This is a genomic window from Shewanella sp. SM32 (assembly GCF_025654235.1).
GTDB classification, from domain to species: domain Bacteria; phylum Pseudomonadota; class Gammaproteobacteria; order Enterobacterales; family Shewanellaceae; genus Shewanella; species Shewanella oncorhynchi.
Genome location: NZ_JAKKRO010000033.1, coordinates 18212 through 39871, shown reverse-complemented (window position 1 = coordinate 39871; position 21660 = coordinate 18212). Strand labels below are relative to the sequence as shown.

Here is a 21660-nt window from a genome sequence, read left to right as displayed (position 1 = left end):
GATTATCCTGAAAGTATTAGGACTAAATATGATTTCTATAGATTCGACAGCAATGAAAACCAATAACTTTGATTTAGCTAACTTAAGCCAGAACGACACCGCGCTGGAGATCCGTAACTTAGATTTGCGCTATGGCGATAAGCAAGCGCTGTTTAATGTATCGATGAAGATCCCCAAGAAGCAAGTCACTGCCTTTATCGGCCCCAGTGGTTGTGGTAAATCGACACTATTGCGCTGTATTAACCGCATGAATGACTTAGTTGATAATTGTCATATTGGCGGCGAGATATTGCTGCACGGCCAGAATATTTACGACAAGAAAATCGACGTCGCGGCCCTGCGCCGTAATGTCGGTATGGTGTTCCAACGCCCAAATCCTTTCCCTAAGTCGATTTACGAAAACGTTGTTTATGGCTTGAGATTGCAAGGGCTGAATAACCGTCGTGAACTCGACGAAGCGGCTGAGCGTTCATTGCGCGGCGCGGCGATTTGGGACGAAGTTAAAGACAGATTGCACGATAACGCCTTTGGTTTGTCTGGCGGTCAACAGCAACGACTGGTGATTGCCCGTGCGATAGCCATTGAGCCAGAAGTGCTATTACTCGACGAACCAACATCGGCACTCGATCCGATTTCGACGCTGACGATTGAAGAGTTAATCACTGAGCTTAAGACGAAATACACTGTGGTTATCGTGACTCACAACATGCAACAGGCGGCGCGGGTATCGGATCAAACGGCCTTTATGTATATGGGTGAATTAGTTGAATATGCTGATACTAATACGATTTTCACCACGCCGAAAAAACGTAAGACTGAAGATTACATCACAGGACGTTACGGTTAATCGCTTGAGTATCGGATAATGCCACCACGGCTTGGTATGGGTCAACAGTTAAGTAACAGGTTGGAACGCAATGGAAAACATGAATTTAAGTAAGCACATTTCGGGTCAGTTCACCGCTGAGCTGGATGATATCCGTAATCGAGTGCTCGCCATGGGTGGCTTGGTTGAACGTCAGCTAGAGCAAGCGATTGATGCCTTAAGCGCCCTCGATGCCGAGTTAGCCCAGCGGGTGATTGCAGGCGATCATAAGGTCAATGCGATGGAAGTCTCCATTGACGAAGAATGCACGCGTATTATTGCTAAGCGTCAACCTGCGGCCAGTGATTTACGCTTGATTATCGCTATTTCAAAAACCATCGCCGATCTTGAGCGTATTGGTGATGCCTGTGTGCGGATTGCAAAAGCGGCATTAGATAAACGTTTGAATAATCAGCAGCCTTTGTTAGTTAGCATTGAAAATATGGGGCGTCATGCGACTCGGATGTTGCATGCGACTTTAGATGCCTTGGCCCGTATGGATGCCGATACTGCGTTAGAGCTGCATAAAGAAGATGCTAAGCTTGACCGTGAATATGAAGGCATTATTCGCCAGTTAATGACCTATATGATGGAAGATCCGCGTTCAATCCCAGACATACTCGACGTATTATGGGCAGCACGTGCAGTTGAGCGTGTCGGTGACCGCTGTAAAAATATTTGTGAATACATCATCTACTACGTGAAAGGCAAAGACGTTCGCCATACTTCCTACGAAGATATGGAAAAGGACATGAAAGGCTAACACAAGCATTAATCTGCAGTTTTAATGCCTGAATAAAACGCTCCGCAGTCTCTGTGGAGCGTTTTGCTTTTAGGGCTTTTAAATGTGGTTTAATAAATGCTGACTGCTTTTATAGACTGATTTGACAGTACTAATAGCAATGATGAGTCAATTCGATTTGGTAAAAACGCATTGGAAAATTCTGCAGGCTAGTATAGCTGAGTGAACTGTCATTTTAGTTGCTAGGCGTTGGCTGGTATCCACACATACAGGCTTGCCATGGTACTTACTCACCGACACGGTGAATAGAAACCTAGGGTTTCTGAGCTTATGAACGAGAGCCATGGACGGCGAACTGGCTGTTAAATAGGGATGTTGTTCAAGTCCGTCCTTGGATGCTCGACCGCCCCGTCCATGGGGCGGACGGTCGTCTCGCTAATCACCATGGCTCACCTTTTGTGCATTCGTGTAATCTGTAGATTTAAAAGACATACGCAACATGCTTTTGGATATTTCCGAGTTAGACTTTTAGATCTAATTCGTGAGTTTCGGATTAGAATTTCTATGGATTAACGTTTGGTTAAGGGACGGACTTTAGCCCGTCCCAGTGAGCGCAGCTAGTGGTTTGAACCAGTTATTAGGCCTTGTCGTAGGCCCTATGAATTTCAGCCAGCGAGAATGGACGAGAGATTCGCTCTTCATCAAAGGCATCAGCTTGTTCAAATGTATCGTGGGATGACCCGCGTAGAGTCCTTGTTACACCATTCGGGAATATCACCTGATAGTTTGGCATGATGCCTTGTCCTGTTTTACCAAAACGTACTGTTGATTTGGAATGTCCGCGCATGTGATCAATCACATGTCGAAGAAATACCCTGCCAAGGGTTGGCACGGTTTCTTCATTCCACTCGATTCCTGACATAGTTACTCCATATTGTTTAGGGCAGTTTTAGGCGTCTGCGTGGAGCCGTTTGTTAGAGTTTAATACCATCTTAGGTTGGTCAATATCTCTTTTTGATAAAGTTCGGCTACCTCTTCATACCTTTCGTATTGACCTCCGAACATCCCAGCTTTTATAGGTCCCCAATCATTTCTATGCTGAGCCGCCTCATTTCTCAACTTTTGAAAAGGAGAAATACGACCCCTGCGATTTTTCCAACCAAACCTACCTATTGGCCCCCAAAAATGGCTGTCTTCTTGTTTCCTGAGGTCAGCCACAACTAACGCGAAAAGGACCTCGAATTCGTCAAAGACATCCTCATACCCCTTACCAAGGAAAAGCATGTCGTCTAGTTCTGGCTGGACTAACTTATACAGGTATTCACTCAAGGGGGTGTATTGGCGTTCGTGATCAGGAATTTTTTTGAATGCATCTGCCAAATCACCTGCGGCATTGCCGGCCTTGTGTACAAAATATGAAGCGCTGCTGTCGTAATCAGTTGACCCCAGCTTTGTAAAAAAAATTGAAGCTAAACTTTTGTAATTTTTTCCCTCTAAAGCAGCAATTCCAGCATGGTACATTACTAAAAGAAGTGGATACCACCTTAGGTTTACCCAAATCACTAATCCCCCGCGGCTCTCTAATAAGCGGTCGCAAGATCTAGAAATAATCTTTGTCAGTGAGTTTAATTGGATCTCGTTTGCCCAGTGTGAGAGACAAGCCACTATCATGGAGAGATCTTTCGAATAAAGCTCATAAGATGATATACGCTCCAAAAACTCTTCTTGAGAGAATTGGCCACTAGTAGCAAAGCTATCTTCACTAGTGGCAGATAAGAAGCGACGAACTTCTTCTATTGCAAAGTCATGGAGTTTAATTTGTGAATTATTTGAAGATATAAGTTCTTTAACGTATCCCACTTTTTCTTCAGTTGTTTTTGAAGATCTAACTTCATCTACGTACGGAATGGTGATTAGCTCATCGGTATCTTTCGTTCCATCATTTTCAACAGTTTCTTTTACTGGTACTGAAATTATAAAATCACCGTCACCATCAAACTGGCCGTAATGCGGTGTTTGATCTGAATTTATGTCATTTGACACTTTTGAATAAACGTAAGCCATTAAACCACTCGCAGTGATAACGCCGTATTCGTTTGAAGCTTTACCTCTAATTCCTTCGATAAAATGGCCCGTAAAGACCGAATGGTTAGGCAGCGGACCACCAGCATCGGCGACAACTTCATTAGCCTTTCCAGCGGTAATTACCTGCCTTGAAAATCTTTGATACATATCCCTTAGGAATCTGCTGCTGCCTGGCCGCAGATCCCTGTGAACGGCGAGACCGCCATAGCATGCATCCATTACGAATAAGATATGCTTTGCCCGAACTAACTCGGCGTTTCTAGTTAATTCGTCCCAGCGAATAAATGTAGAATAGTCAGCCATATCAGCGTCATAGGGAACTAGGTAGCCAACTTCACCCTTTACTCCTGATCTTGTGTGGCCGTGGCCTGCAAAGAAGACAAATAATCGGTCATCTACTTTTACATCGTCGTTTGAAAACCGTAGAAATGCTTTAAGTATGTTAGATTTTGTTGCATTTTGGTCTACAAGGTATGTGACATTATTCTGTTCGAAGCCAAGTTCTTCTACAAGAATCTCACTGACTTCACGAGCATCATTTACTGCATAACCCAAAGGCGAAACACTCTTGTATTGGTTTATGCCAATAACTAACGCTCTACTTGTTTCATACTTTTGTTGAAGTATAAATTTCAAATCACGCACTGAGTTTATTCCTTATGTACTCTAACGTCTTAGTATTTATGCGTTGCGCTGTTTGCAGGGCATAAATCACTTCTTGGCTCAATCTCAAATATGGCCGCTGCCACATCCATGTCAAATGGTATAAATGATGCTATAGGAATTTGCTTTTTTGCGGTAGCGGTTTTTTATACAGTTTGATGGGTAATCACTTGATATCGTTTTAGCTTTCTTATTTCGCTTGCTTACTTTTTTGCTGATTAATTGCGTTCTAATGACTCAAAATCCCAAGGAATACGCCATCCCCTCGGAGTGCCGCAGGGCGAATAGAGCTCTTGATTAAAAAATTAAAATGAAGTTTTGAAAGCTTAACGTCGATATTCCTCGTACTCGCTAGAACTATATAGAAACTAAACTTTAATAAAAATGAAGTTTTTAACTTCGCTTATCCCGTGCAGGCGGGCAGATATTCTGATAACTCAAGCAGGTTATAATCTGGGTCGCGGATATAGACAGAGTTTATCCGGCCTGTGGCGCCGGTTCGTAGCACTGGGCCTTCAATGATTTCAATCTGAAGTGCGTTTAAATGGGCGATCACTTCTTCTATATTGTGGCTGACCACAAAACACAGATCGGCACTGCCGGGTGTGGCTGCTGCGGCTTTAGGTTCAAATTCTGCGCCCGCTTGGTGCAAGTTAATCTTTTGGTCGCCAAAACTTAACGCAATACGCTGATTGCCAAATACCACTTTTTTCATCCCGAGCACGGTTTGATAAAATTCGACACTGACGGCGATGTCTTTTACGGTTAAGACCAAATGATCTAAGCGGGTTACGCGCATTTTACTTTCCTTAGAATTGTTCAGAGTGGGCTCTGAATTTGAACGCTGTCTCTATGCTTGAGACTATTACTGCCAGATACCTTACATCATGTGCTGGTGCAAAAGTGACTCTGTGGTAGCATTTGTGGCGTTTTTTGCGTAAATATTTTATGCCTTCTATATCCCTATGACTGAATGAGAGTGTGATGAAAAAAACCTTAGCCCGCGGCTTAATGAATCTATTACCTATGGCCTTGAGTTTGTGGCTGTTTTGGTCGTTGTTTGTATCGTTAGATGGTTTAGGAATTGTAATTTTAGAGTTGGTAGGGATTAACCAACACTTTGTCGGCGCGGGATTTATGCTGGTGGTGGCATTAGTTTTTGCCGTGGGCCTGTTGTTTTCAGTCAGCCCGATTGTGTGGCTTTATGGCTGGCTTGAGCGCCAGTTGATGCGCTTCCCACTGTTTAAGTCGGTTTATGGCAGTATCCGTGATATCGCCTCTTTGATGAATCGTGATGGTAAGCCAACAAGCCAAAAGACAGTGTTAGTGAAACAGGCGAATGGCAGTTTTGTGGTGGGCTTTATTATGACGGATACGCCGCCACAGCCCTTGTTAGATGCGCTACCAGAGGGCGATTGGGTGCCTGTGTTGTTCCAATTGAGCTATCAAATGGCGGGCGTGACGAGCTTAGTTAAGCGGGATGATTTAATTATGGTTGATTGGTCGTTTGAGGAGGCGATGCGCTTCAATTTAACTGCTGGTATCTCGCAGTCACCGACTAAGTAATCAGATGAAGGTTTGTGCGTTTTAGCGTTTAAAATTAAATTTGATGATTTTTGTGGTATAATTTTTTGGCGACCAATATGGTCGCCATTTTTTATGCTGAATATTCTAGTAATATATTTGTTTTATGCTAAAGGTGGGCGTTAGCTGCCTTAGTGGTGTTAATTCTGTTTATCCATCAATCATTGGCTTAAAAAAGTCGAGTGTTGTTAATCCCGTTGTTCAGATCCTGTCGCGTTTAGCCATAGCGAGTCGTTGCCATGATCTTTGGGATTTCCCCCATACTGGTCATAGATGAGCCACGCAGTATTAACCAAATTTTAAGTATAAGTTTTGTCCTATCTCGCCGTTGGTATGTTGAGATATTTGGAGTGTGAACCCGCTAGAAATAGGGAGAGTCAATGTCAATCAAGTCTAGTATTAATCCGCCGGTATTTTATTCGTCGGTCTTTTTCATCATCTTGATGGTGATGATTTGCGCAGTATGGCCCACAGAGGCAAACACCTTTTTTAGATCAATGCAGTCATGGATAGAAATGAAAGCCGGTTGGCTTTACATTCTAAGTGTGGCGTTTTTCCTGATTTTTATCATATTTGTCATGGTCAGTCGCTTCGGCGATATCAAACTAGGACCAGATCATTCAGTGCCTGACTACAGCTATAAAAGCTGGATCGCCATGTTGTTTTCGGCGGGTATGGGCATAGGTTTGATGTTTTTTGGGGTAGCCGAACCTGTGATGCACTATCTGGCGCCGCCGGATGCAACTCCAGAGAGTCTTATTGCCGCAAAAGAGGCAATGAAGATCACTTTCTTCCATTGGGGACTGCATGCTTGGGCTATTTACGCGGTGGTGGCATTGAGTCTGGCCTATTTCTCTTATCGACATAAGTTACCGTTATTGCCGCGAAGTGCGCTTTATCCCTTAATTGGTGAACGCATCTATGGTCCTATTGGCCATACAGTGGATACATTTGCTGTGCTTGGCACTATGTTTGGGGTGGCGACATCACTGGGCTTTGGGGTGTTGCAGGTCAATTCTGGGTTGAGTTATTTATTCGAAGGCTTACCTAATAATGCTGTGGTGCAGGTGTGTTTGATTATCGGCATTACTTTATTGGCGACATTATCGGTATTTTCTGGTCTCGATAAAGGCGTGAAACGCTTAAGCGAACTCAATCTGGGTCTCGCGATTATTTTATTGCTTATCGTCTTGATCCTTGGCCCTACGGTTATGCTGTTGCAGGCTTTTGTGCAGAATACCGGTAGTTACTTAAGTGATTTAGTGGGCAAAACCTTTAATTTGTACGCTTATGAACATAAGGAAGATTGGCTAGGAGGCTGGACCTTGCTCTATTGGGGCTGGTGGATTTCATGGTCTCCTTTTGTCGGTACCTTTATTGCGCGTGTGAGTCGCGGCCGTACCATCCGTGAGTTTTTGATTGGTGTGTTATTTGTGCCATCGGCGCTGACCTTTCTGTGGATGACGGTATTTGGTAATACGGCGATTGATTCAATTATGAATCACGGCGCGACCTATCTTGCCGAGGCGGTGAATACCGATGTGTCAGTGGCCTTGTTTGTGTTTTTCGAGCACATGCCGTTTCCTACGTTACTTTCTGGGATTGCGATTTGTTTAGTCGTCACTTTCTTTGTGACCTCGTCGGATTCGGGATCCTTAGTGATTGATAATCTAACCTCGGGCGGCGATAACAATGCCCCCGTATGGCAGAGGATCTTTTGGGCACTGTTGCAAGGGGTCGTTGCTTCGGTATTGTTGTTAGCGGGTGGGTTACAGGCGCTGCAAACGGCGGCAATCGCCAGTGCTATGCCGTTCTTAGTGGTGATGCTATTCATGTGTCTGGGCCTATTTAAAGCCCTGAAAAATGATTGGCTGAAGATTAATAGCGTGCAGTTACACAATACTAGTGTGCAATACGCCAAAACTAATATGAGCTGGGAAGAGCGTATTGGGGTTTTAGTCTCGCATCCTACCCATGAAGAAGCGCAAGTGTTCTTGAATAATGTGGCTACGCCAGCTTTGTCTAAAGTGTGCCAACACTTTATGGCTAAAGGCATAGTGGCCGATCTTGAATATTTAGATGGCCGCGTGCGATTAGTGATCAGCAATGAGGTGAACTTGCCCTTTGTTTACGGTGTACGAACGCGTTGTTTTGACATCACTAACCCGATAGGGACTGAAATCGAGCAGGGCAATACCTTGTATTACCGCGCCGAAGTGTACCTTGAACAAGGTGGTCAGCATTACGATGTGATGGGTTATACCGAAGAGCAAATCCTCGCGGATGTGGTGACTCAGTATGAAAAATACTTACACTATTTGCATCTGTCGAATGCTGATCATGCCCACGTAAGTTAAGTAACGTAAGTAAACTAAGCCAGTAACCTAGGTCGGCTTAGCCATTTACGTCTACAAATCGCGCACGATTAACCCGCAAAGTGCGGGAGATATTGCCCCAAGTGATAACTCGGATTATCCTTGGGGCAATTTTTTTAGGGTTTGTTTTAGGGATTACACTATGTCATCAGTGCCAGGCCAGAGTAAGTTAGATAAAGTATTAGCCGATGCGCGGGAGTACAAAGCTAAGCGTGAGAGCGGTTACCGTGAGCAAGCGTTAAAACTCTATCCTTGGGTGTGTGGTCGCTGTACCCGCGAATTTACCCCAAAAAACTTAAGTGAACTGACTGTGCATCATAGGGATCATAACCACGATAACAACCCGTCAGACGGTTCAAACTGGGAATTATTATGTCTTTATTGCCATGACAACGAACATTCTCGCTTTGAAGAATTGATCCGTTACGGTAGCACTACAGAAACCAAGCAAGCGGCGGCGACCTACAATCCCTTTGCTGACTTGAAATCAATGCTGAAAAAATAGTCTTGCAGGTTTTTAGCAGGATGAGCTTGCGCAGAGGGCGGCGTTTAGTCTTTGTCGGTTAAACGCGCTTCGGCAGCTAACCATTTATCACGACTTAAAATATGCTGGTTTTCACTGCCTTCAAATAAAGCTTTACGGGCGGGAAGTTGCTGACAAATGGCCGCCTGTTGCGTTTCGCTGCTCGTGCGCCAACTGACGATTTCATCGATATGTCGAAAGCAGCCCATGCAGTAGTCTTCGTCATTTAAACCGCAGCGTGCGACGCAAGGTGAAAGCATAGGTGTCCTCTTTAGGTATTGCTGACCGCGGTTTGCAGTTAACAGTCAGTTTGCAGTTAACAGTCAGGTTGAGTGCTTTTAATGGGCGCGATACTAACATTTTTTCGCATAAAGTCATCCGTAGGGCTGATTCGCTCAGCCTAATACGAGACAAGTATTTTTTACACTGGGCATGACGTGAACCAAGATAATCTGCAGCAACAATTCACTTACTCACAGCCATTTAGCAAGCTTAATCAGTTGCTTGAAAAGAGTGCAGCCCTGTGGCAAGTGCGTGCATTTGAAGTGAACGCTTTACCTTGGGCACAGGATTTTCCGCAGTTGGCCGAAGCTGTGTGGGCGCTGGCTGATGATGAGCTTGATGGACTCGATGCCGAGCAATCTTTACTGGTTAAGGCGCTGTCACCGGCATTAAGTCACGATCTTATGGCATTAGGCCAAGATTGGGACTTGTCATTGCTCACCACTGCCATTGCTGATATTGCGATTACCGATACCACAAAGGTAGATACAGCGCAGGACCGCGGCTTGTCCTTTGATGATGAGGCGCACTTTAGTGCTCACATTAAAGGCCGAAAATGGCAGCAAATTACCGCCTTTGTGCAGCATTTACCGCAGCTTAATTTACCTGTGCTGGAATGGTGTGCGGGTAAAGGGCATTTGGGCCGCTTGATCGCTAAAGCTCGCGGCGCCGAAGTGGTGAGTTTAGAATGGCAAGCGCCGCTGTGTGAAGCAGGGCAGGCCTTTGCTGATAAGTGGCAGTTATCGCAGACTTTTATTTGCGCCGATGCCTTTGCTATTGGCGCTGAGCACAGGGCTATAGCCACTGTCGAAACACCAGTTGAACATCCCTCAGCAGCGAATCCGTTAACAACTAACCCCTTAACCGCACAGCAGCAAGCGGTTGCTTTGCATGCCTGCGGAGATTTGCATGTTCGGTTGTTAACGCTGGCGGCCGAGGCGGGCACGCAGGCATTGGCGATTTCTCCCTGTTGCTATCATTTAATTCAAGCGAGCCATTATCAGCCGTTATCCATTCTTGCTCAGCAGAGCAGCCTAAAGCTCAGTCGCCATGATTTACAGTTACCGCTACAGCAGAGTGTGATAGCTAATCCCAAACAGCAGGCGCTACGCCATCAAGAAATTGCGTGGCGCTTAGGCTTTGATGCACTGCAACGTGAATGTCGACAAATCGACGAATATTTGCCTTTACCCTCGTTAAAACAGAGTCAATTGAGCGGCAGTTTTACGGATTTTTGCCTGTGGGCAGCCGAGACTAAGGCCGTTAATCTTGCAAAAAACAGGGATTTTGAAGCTTGGCTTGACGTTGGACGACAAAGACAACAATTAACTCGCCGTATTGATTTAGTCGCGCATTTATTCCGCTGCGCACTGGAGCAGTGGTTAATCTTAGATCGCGCTTGTTTTTTGCAAGAACAAGGATATGGTGTTTGCGTGGGTGAATTTTGTGCAAACAGCGTCACACCAAGAAATACGCTGATTTTAGCGCAAAAAATGGCGGTATAATTCTGCGCGTCTAAAAATATGCTGTACTGTGATGTTTTTTATGAATTATTTCTATATTAGCGCATTTAAGTTTAGTGATAGTGAATTCAGGGCCGTCGTGTTTGGAACCTGCGCTGTGAGACAAGTCTTACACTCAAGATGGTTTTTTATTGAATCATCGGGCTTTTCTTGTTCAAATGTCGCATTAATGACGAATAACAACTGAAAGCTGACCTGCTGGTCAGTCATTCTAGTGAGCGAATAAAACAGTTTCATGAAATATTCCCGCGTATTTATTAATAGCCTGGCCTATGAACTGGCGCCTGTTGTGGTTTCCAGTAGTGAGCTAGAGTCTCGTCTTGCTCCTTTGTATCAAAAGTTCCGTATTCCTATGGGACAGCTTGCCGCATTGACTGGGATTACCGAACGCCGCTGGTGGCCAAAAGGACATCAATTGTCCGACGGTGCGATTAAAGCTGCCCGTAAAGCCATGGTTGAAACTGGGATTGATGTCGCCGATTTAGGTGCTGTTGTCTATACCGGCGTGTGCCGCGATCAACATGAGCCCGCGACCGCGTGTCGTATTGCTGCCGAATTGGGGGTGTCAAAAGACACTGCGATTTACGATATCAGCAACGCTTGCCTTGGGGTGTTATCGGGTATTTTAGATATCGCGAACCGTATTGAGTTGGGTCAAATCAAGGCGGGTATGGTGGTGTCCTGTGAGTCGGCGCGGGATATTGTCGATGTCACTATCGATAACATGTTGGCCGATCCGACCATGCAGAATTTTGCTCAGTCACTGGCGACCTTAACCGGTGGTTCTGGTGCCGTGGCGGTGATCCTTACCGATGGCAGCTTGCCGCTGACAAATGTGCGTCAGCATCAATTGCTGGGTGCATCGCACTTATCGGCGCCTGAGCATCACCAGTTGTGTCAATGGGGTCTGCAGGAAGTGGGGCATAACCTGTATCGCGAGTTTATGCGTACCGATGCCGTTACCTTGCTTAAAGAAGGCGTTGAATTGGCGAAGCACACTTGGGAGCATTTCCTTGAGCAGCGTAATTGGCTGGTTGAGCAAGTGGACAAAGTGATTTGCCATCAAGTAGGCGCTTCAAATCGTAAGCAAGTACTGAGTGCGCTCAATATTCCCCCCGAAAAAGAATTTCCAACGTATCAGCTGCTGGGCAATATGGGCACAGTGTCGTTACCTGTGACCGCTGCGATGGCGCACGATCAAGGCTTTTTACAAGCGGGCGATCAAGTGAGCTTTTTAGGCATAGGCAGTGGATTGAATTGCATGATGTTAGGCATTAAGTGGTAGGGTGCATTGCACCTTTTCACGCCTTTGCTTGATGGCTGGCATACATTCGAGTCAACCCAACCCAGTAAGTCCATGATTCAGTTGATAGCTTAGTCTTTAGTTCAGTCGATAAGCTAAGCCAGCTGTACATAACCCGTTATTCGCTCTCATAAAGAATCAAGATAGGAAGCGTCATGTTAGACACTCTGTTGCCTTTTAAACGTCATTTTCTTAGCCGTAATGGCAACAAGCTACATTATATCAACGAGGGTCAAGGCGAGCCTGTGGTGATGGTTCACGGTAATCCTAGTTGGTCGTTTTACTACCGTAATCTTGTTAGCGCCTTAAAAGATACTCACCAATGCATAGTGCCGGATCATATCGGCTGTGGCCTGTCGGATAAGCCAGACGATAGCGGTTATGACTATACCCTTAAGAATCGTATCGACGATCTCGAAGCCCTGCTCGATAGCCTGAATGTGAAAGAAAACATTACCTTAGTCGTACACGATTGGGGCGGCATGATAGGTATGGGTTATGCGGCGCGTTATCCTGAGCGCATTAAACGCCTAGTGATATTGAACACGGGCGCTTTCCATTTGCCCGAGACTAAACCATTCCCTTGGCCGCTGTGGATTTGTCGTAATACCCTGTTAGGCACAGTGTTGGTACGCGGTTTCAATGCCTTTTCGTCTATTGCTTCCTATGTGGGTGTTAAGCGCCAGCCGATGTCGAAATACATTCGCGAGGCGTATGTCGCGCCGTTTAACTCTTGGGCCAATCGCATTTCGACGCTGCGTTTTGTGCAGGATATTCCGCTGCGTGAAGGCGATAGAAATTATCAATTAGTCTCTGATATTGCTGCGAGTTTACCTAAATTTGCTAAAGTGCCGACCCTGATTTGCTGGGGGCTCAAGGACTTTGTATTCGATAAGCACTTTTTAGCAAAATGGCGTCAGCACATGCCCCATGCGACAGTGCATGAATTTGCCGATTGTGGTCACTACATTTTGGAAGATGCCAGCGATGAAGTGATTGCATATATCAAAGAATTTATGGCTGGCAACCAAGCAGCGGCGCCGTCCGAACAGGTCGCAGGTTAATGTCGACCTTGCTTGAGACTGAAGTTGCTCCTTTAGTGACGCCGTTGGAAAAGTCACTTTTAAGTGGCACTTCTGCGTCAGCAACGGTCAATGATGCCAATATTTGTCGTCATCTCAAGCAAGCCGCCCATGCCATTCCCCATCATCTTGCGGTCGCTGTACAAAGCGCTCAGGGCGCTTCTGTGGCGAATTTGCGTTACAGCGAGTTGGACTTTCTCAATCTAGACAGACAAAGCGATGCGATAGCCTTTGCGCTGAACGCCCATGGCATCGAGCGCGGCATGAAGGCTGTGCTTATGGTCACGCCGAGTTTGGATTTTTTTGCACTTACTTTTGCGCTGTTTAAAGCGGGGGTTATTCCTATCCTAGTTGATCCCGGCATGGGGATCCGCAATCTTAAACAGTGTTTTGCTGAAGCCGCGCCCGATGCCTTTATCGGTATTCCCAAGGCTCATATTGCTAGACGTCTATTTGGTTGGGGTAAGGGCAATATTAAGTCATTACTCAATGTTGATGACGGCAAAATAGGCTTAGCGGCAAAGTTAATCCGTATCGGTACTGGTGCGATAAGTTTATCGACTCTGCTGCAAAGCACCTCAGTGCAATCTTCTGCTTCAAAGTCTGAATATCCCATGGTGATGCTTAAATCTGATGAGATAGCGGCAATTTTATTCACCAGTGGCAGTACCGGCACGCCTAAAGGCGTAGTGTATAGCCATGGTATGTTTGAGGCACAAATTCAAGCGCTAAAAAACGATTATGGCATTTGCCATGGCGAGCGCGATTTAGCCACTTTTCCGCTGTTTTCACTCTTTGGCCCCGCACTTGGCATGGCGTCTATCGTTCCAGAAATGGATGCCAGCAAGCCCATTACCGCCAATCCTGAATTCCTGTTTGCCGCGATTGAGAAATATCAATGCAGTAATATTTTTGTTAATCCCGCTTTGCTCGAACGTTTAGGCCGCGCGGGGGAGCAAAAACAGCATAAATTGCCTAGCGTACAGCGGGTGATTTCCGCGGGTGCGCCAGCCACCATTGCCTCCATCGCCCGTTTTAGTAAGATGCTGAGCCAAGGTGTGCCGATTTTAAATTCCTACGGTGCAACCGAATCTTTGCCTATTAGTATGATTGCTAGCGATGCGTTATTTGCCACGACTGACATCACAGATAACGGCGGTGGTATCTGTGTCGGTCGCGCTATCGATGGCGTGACGATTCGCATTATTGCTATCAGCGAAGAGGTTATTCCCGAGTGGGATGATGCCTTACAGCTGAATAACGGTGAAATCGGCGAGATAGTCGTGCAGGGGCCTATGGTGAGTCAGTCCTATTATCTAAACAATAGTCAGCACGCTAGCCAAAACGAAAGCCAAGGCAAACGCGCGACTGCGGCGGCCAAGATTTGGGACTCGTCAACCAATACCGTTAGACACCGCATGGGCGATTTGGGGTACCTTGATGATCAAGGTCTTCTGTGGATGTGTGGTCGTAAGGCCCACAGAGTCGACGCTACCCTTAACGGATTGTTTGTTAAACGTTATTATTCCATTCCCTGCGAGCGCATTTTTAATACGCATCCCAATGTGAAGCGCTCCGCTTTAGTGGGAGTGAAAGTGGCGAACGAGATAGAGCCGTTAATTTGTATCGAACTCGACCAGTCATTGGTGTGCAATAAGAGTCAGCAGTTGTACCAAGATTTGATCGCCATCGCCGAGCAATTTACGCAGACTCAGGGCATAAGGCGGTTTCTTATCCATCCTGATTTCCCTGTGGATGTGCGGCATAATGCCAAGATTTTTAGAGAAAAATTAGCCGTTTGGGCACAATCACAAACGAAAGGTTGATTTAAAACTCCACGGCTTTTTCCTGCATTTTTTACGTTATATTCTGTGTTCATTTGAACAAACTCGCTTATTTTTAAGCCCTTGTGCTTATTTTAAACTTATTACACCGACTTTAAGTTCATGTAAATGTGCTGAAATGGATACCCTTAATGACGAAAGACCCAATCAAGAGCACGACGCTTGCCCAATTTGATACGGCTGAACAAACGGCACTTGCGCAGCTCGCGCTTAGGGTGCAACACGCCTTTGTCACGGGGGCGGGGGGATTTTTAGGTAAAGCGATTTGCCTGAGATTGTTAACCGCGGGCATTAAAGTCACAGGTTTTGCCCGTGGGCATTATCCCGAACTTGAAGCACTGGGCGTAGTCATGCTGCAAGGTGATTTAGTCAATAAAGATCTGCTGCAACAGGCGATGCAAGGCTGCGATATCGTATTCCATGTGGCGTCTAAAGCGGGTGTTTGGGGGGACAGAGACAGCTATTTTTGTCCGAATGTGAAAGGCGCTGCCAATGTGATTGCCGCTTGTAAGGCATTAAAAATAGATAAGTTAGTCTACACCAGTACCCCGAGTGTGACCTTTTCAGGGCAGGATGAATCGGGTATTGATGAGTCTACTCCCTATGCTACAAGATTCTTGAATCATTATGCCCACTCTAAAGCGATCGCTGAAAAGATGATGCTTGATGCCAATCAAGTGGGTGACATGCCACTTGAGAATCCTGATGTGACTCAAGTATCTAGCCAAGTGACGACTCAAGCCACTGCACCCTATGCGTTAAAAACCGTCGCACTCAGGCCGCATTTGATATGGGGGCCTGGCGATCCCCATCTAGTGCCTCGGGTATTGTCGCGCGGGCGTTTAGGTAAGCTTAAACTGGTTGGCCGCGAAGATAAGCTAGTCGATACCATCTACATAGACAACGCCGCCTATGCCCATGTGCTGGCCGCGCTAGAACTGTGCCAAGCAAAGCCTAAGTGTCAGGGGAAAGCCTATTTTCTGAGTAATGATGAACCCATCACTATGGCCAAAATGCTCAATCTGATTTTGGCCTGCGATGCTTTGCCGCCGGTGACTAAGCGTGTGCCTCAATCTGTGGCCTATGTAGTAGGCGCAGTATTGGAAAGTATACATTACCTCCTAAAGAAGCAAGAAGAGCCCATGATGACGCGTTTTGTCGCACGGCAGTTATCCTGCAGCCATTATTTTGATATCAGCGCAGCTAAACGAGATTTAGGTTATCGTGCGCTCGTCTCTATTAATCAAGGGATGGCAAGGCTTAAAGTGTCGCTTTAGTTTTAGATATACTGCCATCATGCTATTGGGGATTTATGAGTTGCGGTGATTGTAAAACGTCAATTTTCAGGCAAAAGATTGGTCGCTGCAAACGCTGTATGTGGCAGCTTACGGCTTTATCGGCCATTGGCTGGCCGCTGTGGTGGTGGCTTTATCGTGATGCGCCTAGGGATGTAAACTCGATTGCATTACTGTTTTTTTGCGCGGCTTTTACGGGGTTACTTGCTTTGCACCTCATCGTCTTGGCTTACCGTCGCCTCAGAGGGCGAAAGTAAGCCAACTGACTTTTTGTTTGTATGCTTAAACTGAGTTAGTTGCCATTTTCTCGTGCATCATTTTTTTCATTAATGGCGCAAGGGCAAAGAAGACTAATGCCATCACCACGCCAATTTGCGCCGAGAAGATAAACAGTTGCTCGTATAGCGCCATTGCACTCGGCACGTCACTTATCACGCCGCCTTGGGTATCAATCGCGGCGAGCTTGTTTAATTCGGCGGCTAAGATTTCAGAGTATGAAGTACCGAGGAACCAAGCACCCATCATCAGGCTGAGTACACGCTTTACCGAAAGCTGAGTCACGGCAGATAAGCCTATGGGCGACAACAATAACTCCCCGATTTCTAATACAAAATAAGCCGCGACTAAGAACCAAATACTCACTAAGCCATTGCTTAGCGGCATCTGGATCCCGAGCACTAGTACCATAAAGGATAAACCCGCGAACAAAATACCGAGTGCGGTTTTAACTGGTTTACTTAGGTCACAATTTTTACGGGCGAGGGCAGGCCACAACCAAGCGAAGATAGGCGACAAACTGATCACAAAGAAAGCGCCGAGGAAGGTTAACTGTCCCGCGCTCCATTCGAGGCCGAGCATATTGCGGTCCATCACGCGGTCCGAAAATGCTACCCATGAGCCGTAGGTTTGCTCATATAAGCCGAAGAAGACCAAACCTGCAACGATGAAAAGCAGCAAAGCCGACATCTGTTGACGTTCAATCGGATTACAATGTTTCACCATGAACCAGCCAATACCAAGGGCGAGCACTAGTGATACTGAGTGCAAGAACCAAATCACTGGGCTCACTGCGGGTAATAAACTGCTAATCGAAAGTACGAGGGAGTGGGTTTGAATCAACCCCCAGACTATGATTACGCTGCCAATTGCGCTTAAGTAAATCCATTGTTCTGTCGTTATGCCGGCGGTTTTCTTTAAAATCCGCGCGGGATCTCTGGGTTCGGCGAAACCTTGTAGATGTTTCTTGCCACGAATAAACACCAATAAACCCGCTAACATCCCTAAACCTGCCAAACCAAAACCGTACTTCCAGCCATAGGTTTCACCTAAATAAGCGCAAATTAGCGGGGCTAAGGTGGCGCCTAAGTTGATGCCCGCGTAGAAAATGGTAAAACCAGAATCTCGCTTAGCGGATGATTTAGGATAAAGCTGACCGACTATGGTGGAAATATTGGGTTTTAAAAAGCCCACACCGACAATGATTAAGGCGAGGGATAAATAGAATACTTGCAGCGCTTGTTCATCCCGTTGAATTTCACCTGCAACGATAACCGCTTGATGGCCTTCAAAGGCCATACCTAAGTGGCCGAGTACTAATAAAATACCGCCAAAGATTACCGCTTTGCGCATGCCGATATAGCGGTCGGCCAATAAGCCACCCACTACGGGCATGGCATACACTAAGGCACCGTAAGCGCCAATCACGTTGTAACCAAATTCATCGGTAAATAGATGATATTTAATCAGGTAAAGAAACAGTAATGCTTTCATACCGTAGAAAGAGAAACGTTCCCACATTTCGGTAAAAAAGCAGACAAATAAGCCCTTAGGATGCCCAAATAGCATTTCAGCAGGGGGCGAGCCTTGTGGGCCCTGCATTGCGTGCGGCGGGTTTTGTTCTATTGACACTTAAGACTCCCATTGCTGGCACTTTATGCGCCGAGCAGCTAATGATTCATTTTATCGTAATGAATTTTATTAATTATTTTTCATTATTTGTGATTATCGCGGCGCTTTTGATCGCTAAAAGACAGCGCTGTTGTAGCAGTTAATCACACTCGGATGATATGGAACAGCCAAGGGTCTTGAAAGTGATGAATATTTTGTATAACTAACATTTTTAGCCGTTCTTTAAGGCTCGCTATAGCAATACTAAGCGGTTAAATTAATTCATTTTCAGTTAAGAAATGAGTGCTAAATAGTGGCCATAATTCAACTATGGCAGTTTTATCTTAGCGGCTTTAGCCTTGATTTAGCTGTAGTTCGTCGTTTAATGGATAGTGTAAGTTTTATGATTGATAGCAATTTTGCATTATTGGAGAGCATCTACGCGCTTGTTCGAGGCTGCTATCTAAAGGAATGTCACGAATGGGTGGGTTAGATGATTTTCTCAGGGAAGCGCTGTGATTGAGAAGTGAACTTATTCGAGGCATAAGTATAAATAAACACCATAATTATATTGATTGTAAAAGAATTTTAATCTTGATAGTTGCATTTTTCATATAAGATTTCACAGTTTATATTTCTACAATGAGTCAATGTCTATCTGCTCAACTTTACTGATTTAGATCAGTCGTTATGTGTTACTAAGGAGACTTATGGAGTTTTTTACCACCCTATTTGTGGGTTACCCGCTTTGGGTTTGGTTAATGTTTTTCGGTTTTGTGCTGGCGTTATTAGCCTTTGACCTTGGCGTATTGCACAAGGATCAGCATGAAATTACCGTGGCTGAAAGTTTAAAGCTTTCAGCCTTTTATATCTGTATGGGCTTATTGTTTGGGGCCTGGCTCTGGTGGTACAAGGGTTCAACCGCCGGTATGGAATACCTAACGGGCTATCTGATTGAAAAATCACTGTCTATGGATAACGTATTTGTTATCGCGTTAATCTTCAGTAGCTTAGGTATCCCACGTTTATACCAACACAGAGTGCTCTTCTGGGGCATTATGGGCGTAATAGTGTTGCGCGCCATTATGATCGGTCTTGGTGCTGTGCTTGTTGCCCAGTATCAAGGTGTACTTGTGTTATTTGGACTCTTCTTGATTTTCACTGGCGTGAAAATGCTCTTCTCAAACGATGAGCACGGTGATATCCAAGACAATAAGTTTTATAAATGGTTACGCACTAAGATGCGTTTTACACCAACGCTGCATAAAGAAAAATTCTGGGTACGTGGCGAAGATCATCAGTTAATAAAAGGATGGTGGGCGACGCCGTTATTCTTGGCGTTGATCTTAGTGGAAACCGCGGATTTGGTGTTTGCAGTCGACAGTATTCCAGCTATTTTTGCGATTACCCAAGATCCTTTCATCGTTTATACCTCGAATATCTTCGCGATTCTGGGGCTACGTGCTTTGTATTTTGCGTTGGCTGCTATGGTGCACCGTTTTGAATACCTTAAATATGCGCTGTCAGTGGTATTAGTATTTATTGGGGTGAAAGTGGGTTTAGTGTATTTCAATCACGAGGGAATAGTGGACTTTACTATCCCAACAGCAGTGTCCCTTGGTGTGACTTTTGGTCTGTTAGTCTTAGGTGTCTTGTATTCGCTGTGGAAGACGCGTGGGCAAGAAGTTGAGAAATAGCTTGGACGGCTAGTCCAATAAGTAATATGTTTCGGCCGTTTAGTCATACTAAACGGCCTTTTTTATATCCTTAATATGTGAATCGTTAAGCTTTACAGAAGATGTTAAAAATTAGTCTATGCTTAATTCGAGCCGTTGTTAGTTTTGGGCTCACAAAGGGAGTTTTTAGGACTAATACTCTTCAAGGACGATATTATGAAACTCAACATTACCGCCATACTTCTGCTCACCGTTTGTTCATTGACCACAGTCAACGCAAAAGCTGCAGATAAGCAATCGCCCAACACTAGATCTAACGCAAATTCAACCTGTACTGGAGCCTATCCAAGTTACTTCCAAGATCCTGCTTTTACAAAAACAGGTATGTGGGATAATCAGGTCACCATCAATCAAGCTTATCCGGGCTGGAAGGGGCCTATTTTTAGCCTTAGTGATGCTTATTCAAGTGCCAAACCAGATAGCGCTGCACCTTGGCTTAAATTCAATCCCTTCGATAAGAATCTGAGTGAAAATGATAAAAATACCCAAGCTGAGCAATACCTCTGGGCTGTGATGAAGTACATCCAAGAGGGAAACATCGACAAAGGCGATGTCAGTAAAGACTGGGATCTGTGTAACAACAAGGTGCGCTCTTGGTACCATATTCCCTATCAGACCTATGATCCCATGAGTGGGCGGGAATTTATCCATGGCTTGACCCGAGAAGCCCCCGTTACTATGGAGATAAAAGGCCAAGGCTCCCTTAAAACCACTATGTGGGCGGTGGGCTTTTATAATCCTCAGGCGGCAAACAGCATTGGCAAGGTATGGACCGGGGCACCATCACCTGTGATGCCCCAGCAAAATTTTGCATTTAATGAAGGCAGTGTGATTGGCAAGTTACTGTTCACTACCGCAACGCCTAATAACTATCCTTTCCTTGAAAATGTACCTGTTTGGCAAGCCAATATCAGTGCCAGTGATTTCTGTGTATGTAAAAACGCCGATGGCAGTGCCTGTAGTTTCCAACAGGAAACAGAGCAATGCCCGCGCTCTGTCGCCGATGTGTACTTATTGCAGTTTGATATTGCAGTGCGAGACAGCCGTTCACCCGTGGGCTGGGCCTATGGCACTTTTGTCGCCGATGGTCAGTTTAAAGCGAAAGAGAAAAATCCTTGGGATCGTATCTCACCTCTGGGATTAATGTGGGGGAATGACACGCCGCCAGCAACAGTGGGAGCGGCAGCATTCCCTCAAAACCCAATCACAGGGCTTAAGGATAGCGCGGTATTTCAAGAGGTCGTTGGCCGTTTGAATGAGCACACCAATGCGGGACACTTAGGGTGTAATGGGCGTTTAAATGGCCCTGCAGATAATGCATTAAGTAGCTGTTTATCTTGTCATCAAACGGCTTCAGTTCCCGATAGTACCAATAATACACCGGCAATCCTGTACCAATTTGCCTCGTATCAAGAGCCGGGCAGTGGTCAATGTTTAACATCGCCCAGCGCCCTCGATTTATCGATTGACCAAGTGTATTTCAAAACCTTTATGTGTTCTGCGTCCTTCGTTGGACCCAGTAACATAGTCCCTGCACCTAAATATACTCAAGGGCAAAAACAGTGGATTTCTACTGATTTTTCATTGCAGCTTAGTATTAGTCTCACCCAGTGGCAAGAATGGCAACAAGACCAAGATAACCTAAAAAAGAATATCAAAGTGCGTGTATTTGATGGCACTTTACCCTCGCGCTAATGTTGGCGTTTATGTAACTAATTGTATTTGGTACGCCATATTTTAATTCGTGGCATATTTTTACTTTTATATTGTATTTCAATAGCAAGGGACTCAAATAGAGTCCCTTTTGCTATTTTAGGGATTAAGAATATGTAGTTTGTTTTGCTGGCTAGCATTCTGTAAGTACATGAATA

At 45.4% G+C, this 21660-nt stretch carries 18 protein-coding genes; 13 read left to right on the top strand and 5 right to left on the bottom strand.

What is annotated here, in order from left to right; genetic code table 11:
* The first annotated feature begins 28 nt into the window (after positions 1-28).
* Complete coding sequence (gene pstB / locus L5M10_RS14160) at positions 29-847, top strand: phosphate ABC transporter ATP-binding protein PstB (protein ID WP_028760531.1); 819 nt, start codon at positions 29-31, stop codon at positions 845-847.
* Positions 848-917: 70 nt separating this feature from the next.
* Positions 918-1628, top strand: a complete 711-nt coding sequence (gene phoU, locus L5M10_RS14155) for a phosphate signaling complex protein PhoU (RefSeq protein WP_028760530.1) — start codon at positions 918-920, stop codon at positions 1626-1628.
* A 616-nt stretch (positions 1629-2244) separates the two neighbouring features.
* Here the strand turns inward: phoU and L5M10_RS14150 are convergent.
* The 3 genes from L5M10_RS14150 to L5M10_RS14140 all read right to left on the bottom strand — a co-directional run bounded on the left by L5M10_RS14150 (position 2245) and on the right by L5M10_RS14140 (position 5154).
* Positions 2245-2529, bottom strand: coding sequence for a hypothetical protein (locus L5M10_RS14150; RefSeq protein ID WP_198572159.1), 285 nt, complete (start codon positions 2527-2529; stop codon positions 2245-2247).
* Positions 2530-2588: 59 nt separating this feature from the next.
* On the bottom strand, positions 2589-4337 hold the full coding sequence (locus L5M10_RS14145; protein WP_263255453.1) for a caspase domain-containing protein: 1749 nt from the start codon (positions 4335-4337) through the stop codon (positions 2589-2591).
* A 421-nt stretch (positions 4338-4758) separates the two neighbouring features.
* Entirely contained in the window at positions 4759-5154 is a 396-nt protein-coding gene (locus L5M10_RS14140; protein WP_219250221.1) for a VOC family protein, read from the bottom strand.
* 185 nt (positions 5155-5339) lie between these two features.
* Here L5M10_RS14140 and L5M10_RS14135 point away from each other — a divergent pair, with 185 nt between their 5' ends.
* The 3 genes from L5M10_RS14135 to L5M10_RS14125 all read left to right on the top strand — a co-directional run bounded on the left by L5M10_RS14135 (position 5340) and on the right by L5M10_RS14125 (position 8819).
* Complete coding sequence (locus L5M10_RS14135; RefSeq protein ID WP_028760527.1) at positions 5340-5921, top strand: DUF502 domain-containing protein; 582 nt, start codon at positions 5340-5342, stop codon at positions 5919-5921.
* A gap of 398 nt (positions 5922-6319) precedes the next feature.
* Entirely contained in the window at positions 6320-8296 is a 1977-nt protein-coding gene (locus tag L5M10_RS14130; RefSeq protein WP_105249669.1) for a BCCT family transporter, read from the top strand.
* A 160-nt stretch (positions 8297-8456) separates the two neighbouring features.
* Positions 8457-8819, top strand: coding sequence for a YajD family HNH nuclease (locus L5M10_RS14125; RefSeq protein WP_028760525.1), 363 nt, complete (start codon positions 8457-8459; stop codon positions 8817-8819).
* Positions 8820-8863: 44 nt separating this feature from the next.
* Here the strand turns inward: L5M10_RS14125 and L5M10_RS14120 are convergent, their stop codons facing one another.
* Positions 8864-9097: a DUF1289 domain-containing protein gene (locus tag L5M10_RS14120; RefSeq protein ID WP_263138148.1), complete on the bottom strand. Its 234-nt coding sequence runs from the start codon at positions 9095-9097 to the stop codon at positions 8864-8866.
* A gap of 177 nt (positions 9098-9274) precedes the next feature.
* Here L5M10_RS14120 and L5M10_RS14115 point away from each other — a divergent pair, with 177 nt between their 5' ends.
* The 6 genes from L5M10_RS14115 to L5M10_RS14090 all read left to right on the top strand — a co-directional run bounded on the left by L5M10_RS14115 (position 9275) and on the right by L5M10_RS14090 (position 16423).
* Positions 9275-10624: an SAM-dependent methyltransferase gene (locus tag L5M10_RS14115; RefSeq protein WP_263255452.1), complete on the top strand. Its 1350-nt coding sequence runs from the start codon at positions 9275-9277 to the stop codon at positions 10622-10624.
* A gap of 253 nt (positions 10625-10877) precedes the next feature.
* Positions 10878-11927: a 3-oxoacyl-ACP synthase III gene (locus L5M10_RS14110; protein ID WP_028760522.1), complete on the top strand. Its 1050-nt coding sequence runs from the start codon at positions 10878-10880 to the stop codon at positions 11925-11927.
* A gap of 173 nt (positions 11928-12100) precedes the next feature.
* Complete coding sequence (locus L5M10_RS14105) at positions 12101-13009, top strand: alpha/beta fold hydrolase (RefSeq protein WP_263255451.1); 909 nt, start codon at positions 12101-12103, stop codon at positions 13007-13009.
* Entirely contained in the window at positions 13009-14853 is a 1845-nt protein-coding gene (gene oleC / locus L5M10_RS14100; RefSeq protein WP_263255450.1) for an olefin beta-lactone synthetase, read from the top strand. Before L5M10_RS14105 ends, oleC begins: the two co-directional genes overlap by 1 nt.
* A gap of 149 nt (positions 14854-15002) precedes the next feature.
* Positions 15003-16148 carry a 2-alkyl-3-oxoalkanoate reductase gene (oleD, locus tag L5M10_RS14095; RefSeq protein WP_173245706.1) on the top strand — a complete coding sequence of 382 codons (1146 nt, stop codon included), beginning with the start codon at positions 15003-15005 and terminating at the stop codon, positions 16146-16148.
* A gap of 35 nt (positions 16149-16183) precedes the next feature.
* Positions 16184-16423 carry a DUF3624 domain-containing protein gene (locus L5M10_RS14090; protein ID WP_105249662.1) on the top strand — a complete coding sequence of 80 codons (240 nt, stop codon included), beginning with the start codon at positions 16184-16186 and terminating at the stop codon, positions 16421-16423.
* Positions 16424-16448: 25 nt separating this feature from the next.
* On the opposite strand, the gene L5M10_RS14085 is transcribed toward L5M10_RS14090, so the two are convergent.
* Positions 16449-18074, bottom strand: a complete 1626-nt coding sequence (locus tag L5M10_RS14085; protein WP_263255449.1) for a peptide MFS transporter — start codon at positions 18072-18074, stop codon at positions 16449-16451.
* Between the two features lie 689 nt (positions 18075-18763).
* Here L5M10_RS14085 and L5M10_RS14080 point away from each other — a divergent pair.
* Positions 18764-19750 carry a TerC family protein gene (locus tag L5M10_RS14080; protein WP_263181162.1) on the top strand — a complete coding sequence of 329 codons (987 nt, stop codon included), beginning with the start codon at positions 18764-18766 and terminating at the stop codon, positions 19748-19750.
* 195 nt (positions 19751-19945) lie between these two features.
* A complete protein-coding gene (locus L5M10_RS14075) occupies positions 19946-21484 on the top strand; it encodes a hypothetical protein (RefSeq protein WP_263255448.1) in 1539 nt (512 codons plus the stop codon).
* Positions 21485-21660: the final 176 nt, after the last annotated feature.

Excerpts from the sequence above, each read along its gene's own strand:
- pstB (WP_028760531.1), top strand. The coding sequence starts at position 29 with ATGATTTCTATAGATTCGACAGCAATGAAAACCAATAACTTTGATTTA.
- phoU (WP_028760530.1), top strand. The coding sequence starts at position 918 with ATGGAAAACATGAATTTAAGTAAGCACATTTCGGGTCAGTTCACCGCT.
- L5M10_RS14150 (WP_198572159.1), bottom strand. The coding sequence starts at position 2,529 with ATGTCAGGAATCGAGTGGAATGAAGAAACCGTGCCAACCCTTGGCAGG.
- L5M10_RS14140 (WP_219250221.1), bottom strand. The coding sequence starts at position 5,154 with ATGCGCGTAACCCGCTTAGATCATTTGGTCTTAACCGTAAAAGACATC.
- L5M10_RS14135 (WP_028760527.1), top strand. The coding sequence starts at position 5,340 with ATGAAAAAAACCTTAGCCCGCGGCTTAATGAATCTATTACCTATGGCC.
- L5M10_RS14130 (WP_105249669.1), top strand. The coding sequence starts at position 6,320 with ATGTCAATCAAGTCTAGTATTAATCCGCCGGTATTTTATTCGTCGGTC.
- L5M10_RS14125 (WP_028760525.1), top strand. The coding sequence starts at position 8,457 with ATGTCATCAGTGCCAGGCCAGAGTAAGTTAGATAAAGTATTAGCCGAT.
- L5M10_RS14120 (WP_263138148.1), bottom strand. The coding sequence starts at position 9,097 with ATGCTTTCACCTTGCGTCGCACGCTGCGGTTTAAATGACGAAGACTAC.
- L5M10_RS14110 (WP_028760522.1), top strand. The coding sequence starts at position 10,878 with ATGAAATATTCCCGCGTATTTATTAATAGCCTGGCCTATGAACTGGCG.
- L5M10_RS14105 (WP_263255451.1), top strand. The coding sequence starts at position 12,101 with ATGTTAGACACTCTGTTGCCTTTTAAACGTCATTTTCTTAGCCGTAAT.
- oleC (WP_263255450.1), top strand. The coding sequence starts at position 13,009 with ATGTCGACCTTGCTTGAGACTGAAGTTGCTCCTTTAGTGACGCCGTTG.
- oleD (WP_173245706.1), top strand. The coding sequence starts at position 15,003 with ATGACGAAAGACCCAATCAAGAGCACGACGCTTGCCCAATTTGATACG.
- L5M10_RS14090 (WP_105249662.1), top strand. The coding sequence starts at position 16,184 with ATGAGTTGCGGTGATTGTAAAACGTCAATTTTCAGGCAAAAGATTGGT.
- L5M10_RS14080 (WP_263181162.1), top strand. The coding sequence starts at position 18,764 with ATGGAGTTTTTTACCACCCTATTTGTGGGTTACCCGCTTTGGGTTTGG.
- L5M10_RS14075 (WP_263255448.1), top strand. The coding sequence starts at position 19,946 with ATGAAACTCAACATTACCGCCATACTTCTGCTCACCGTTTGTTCATTG.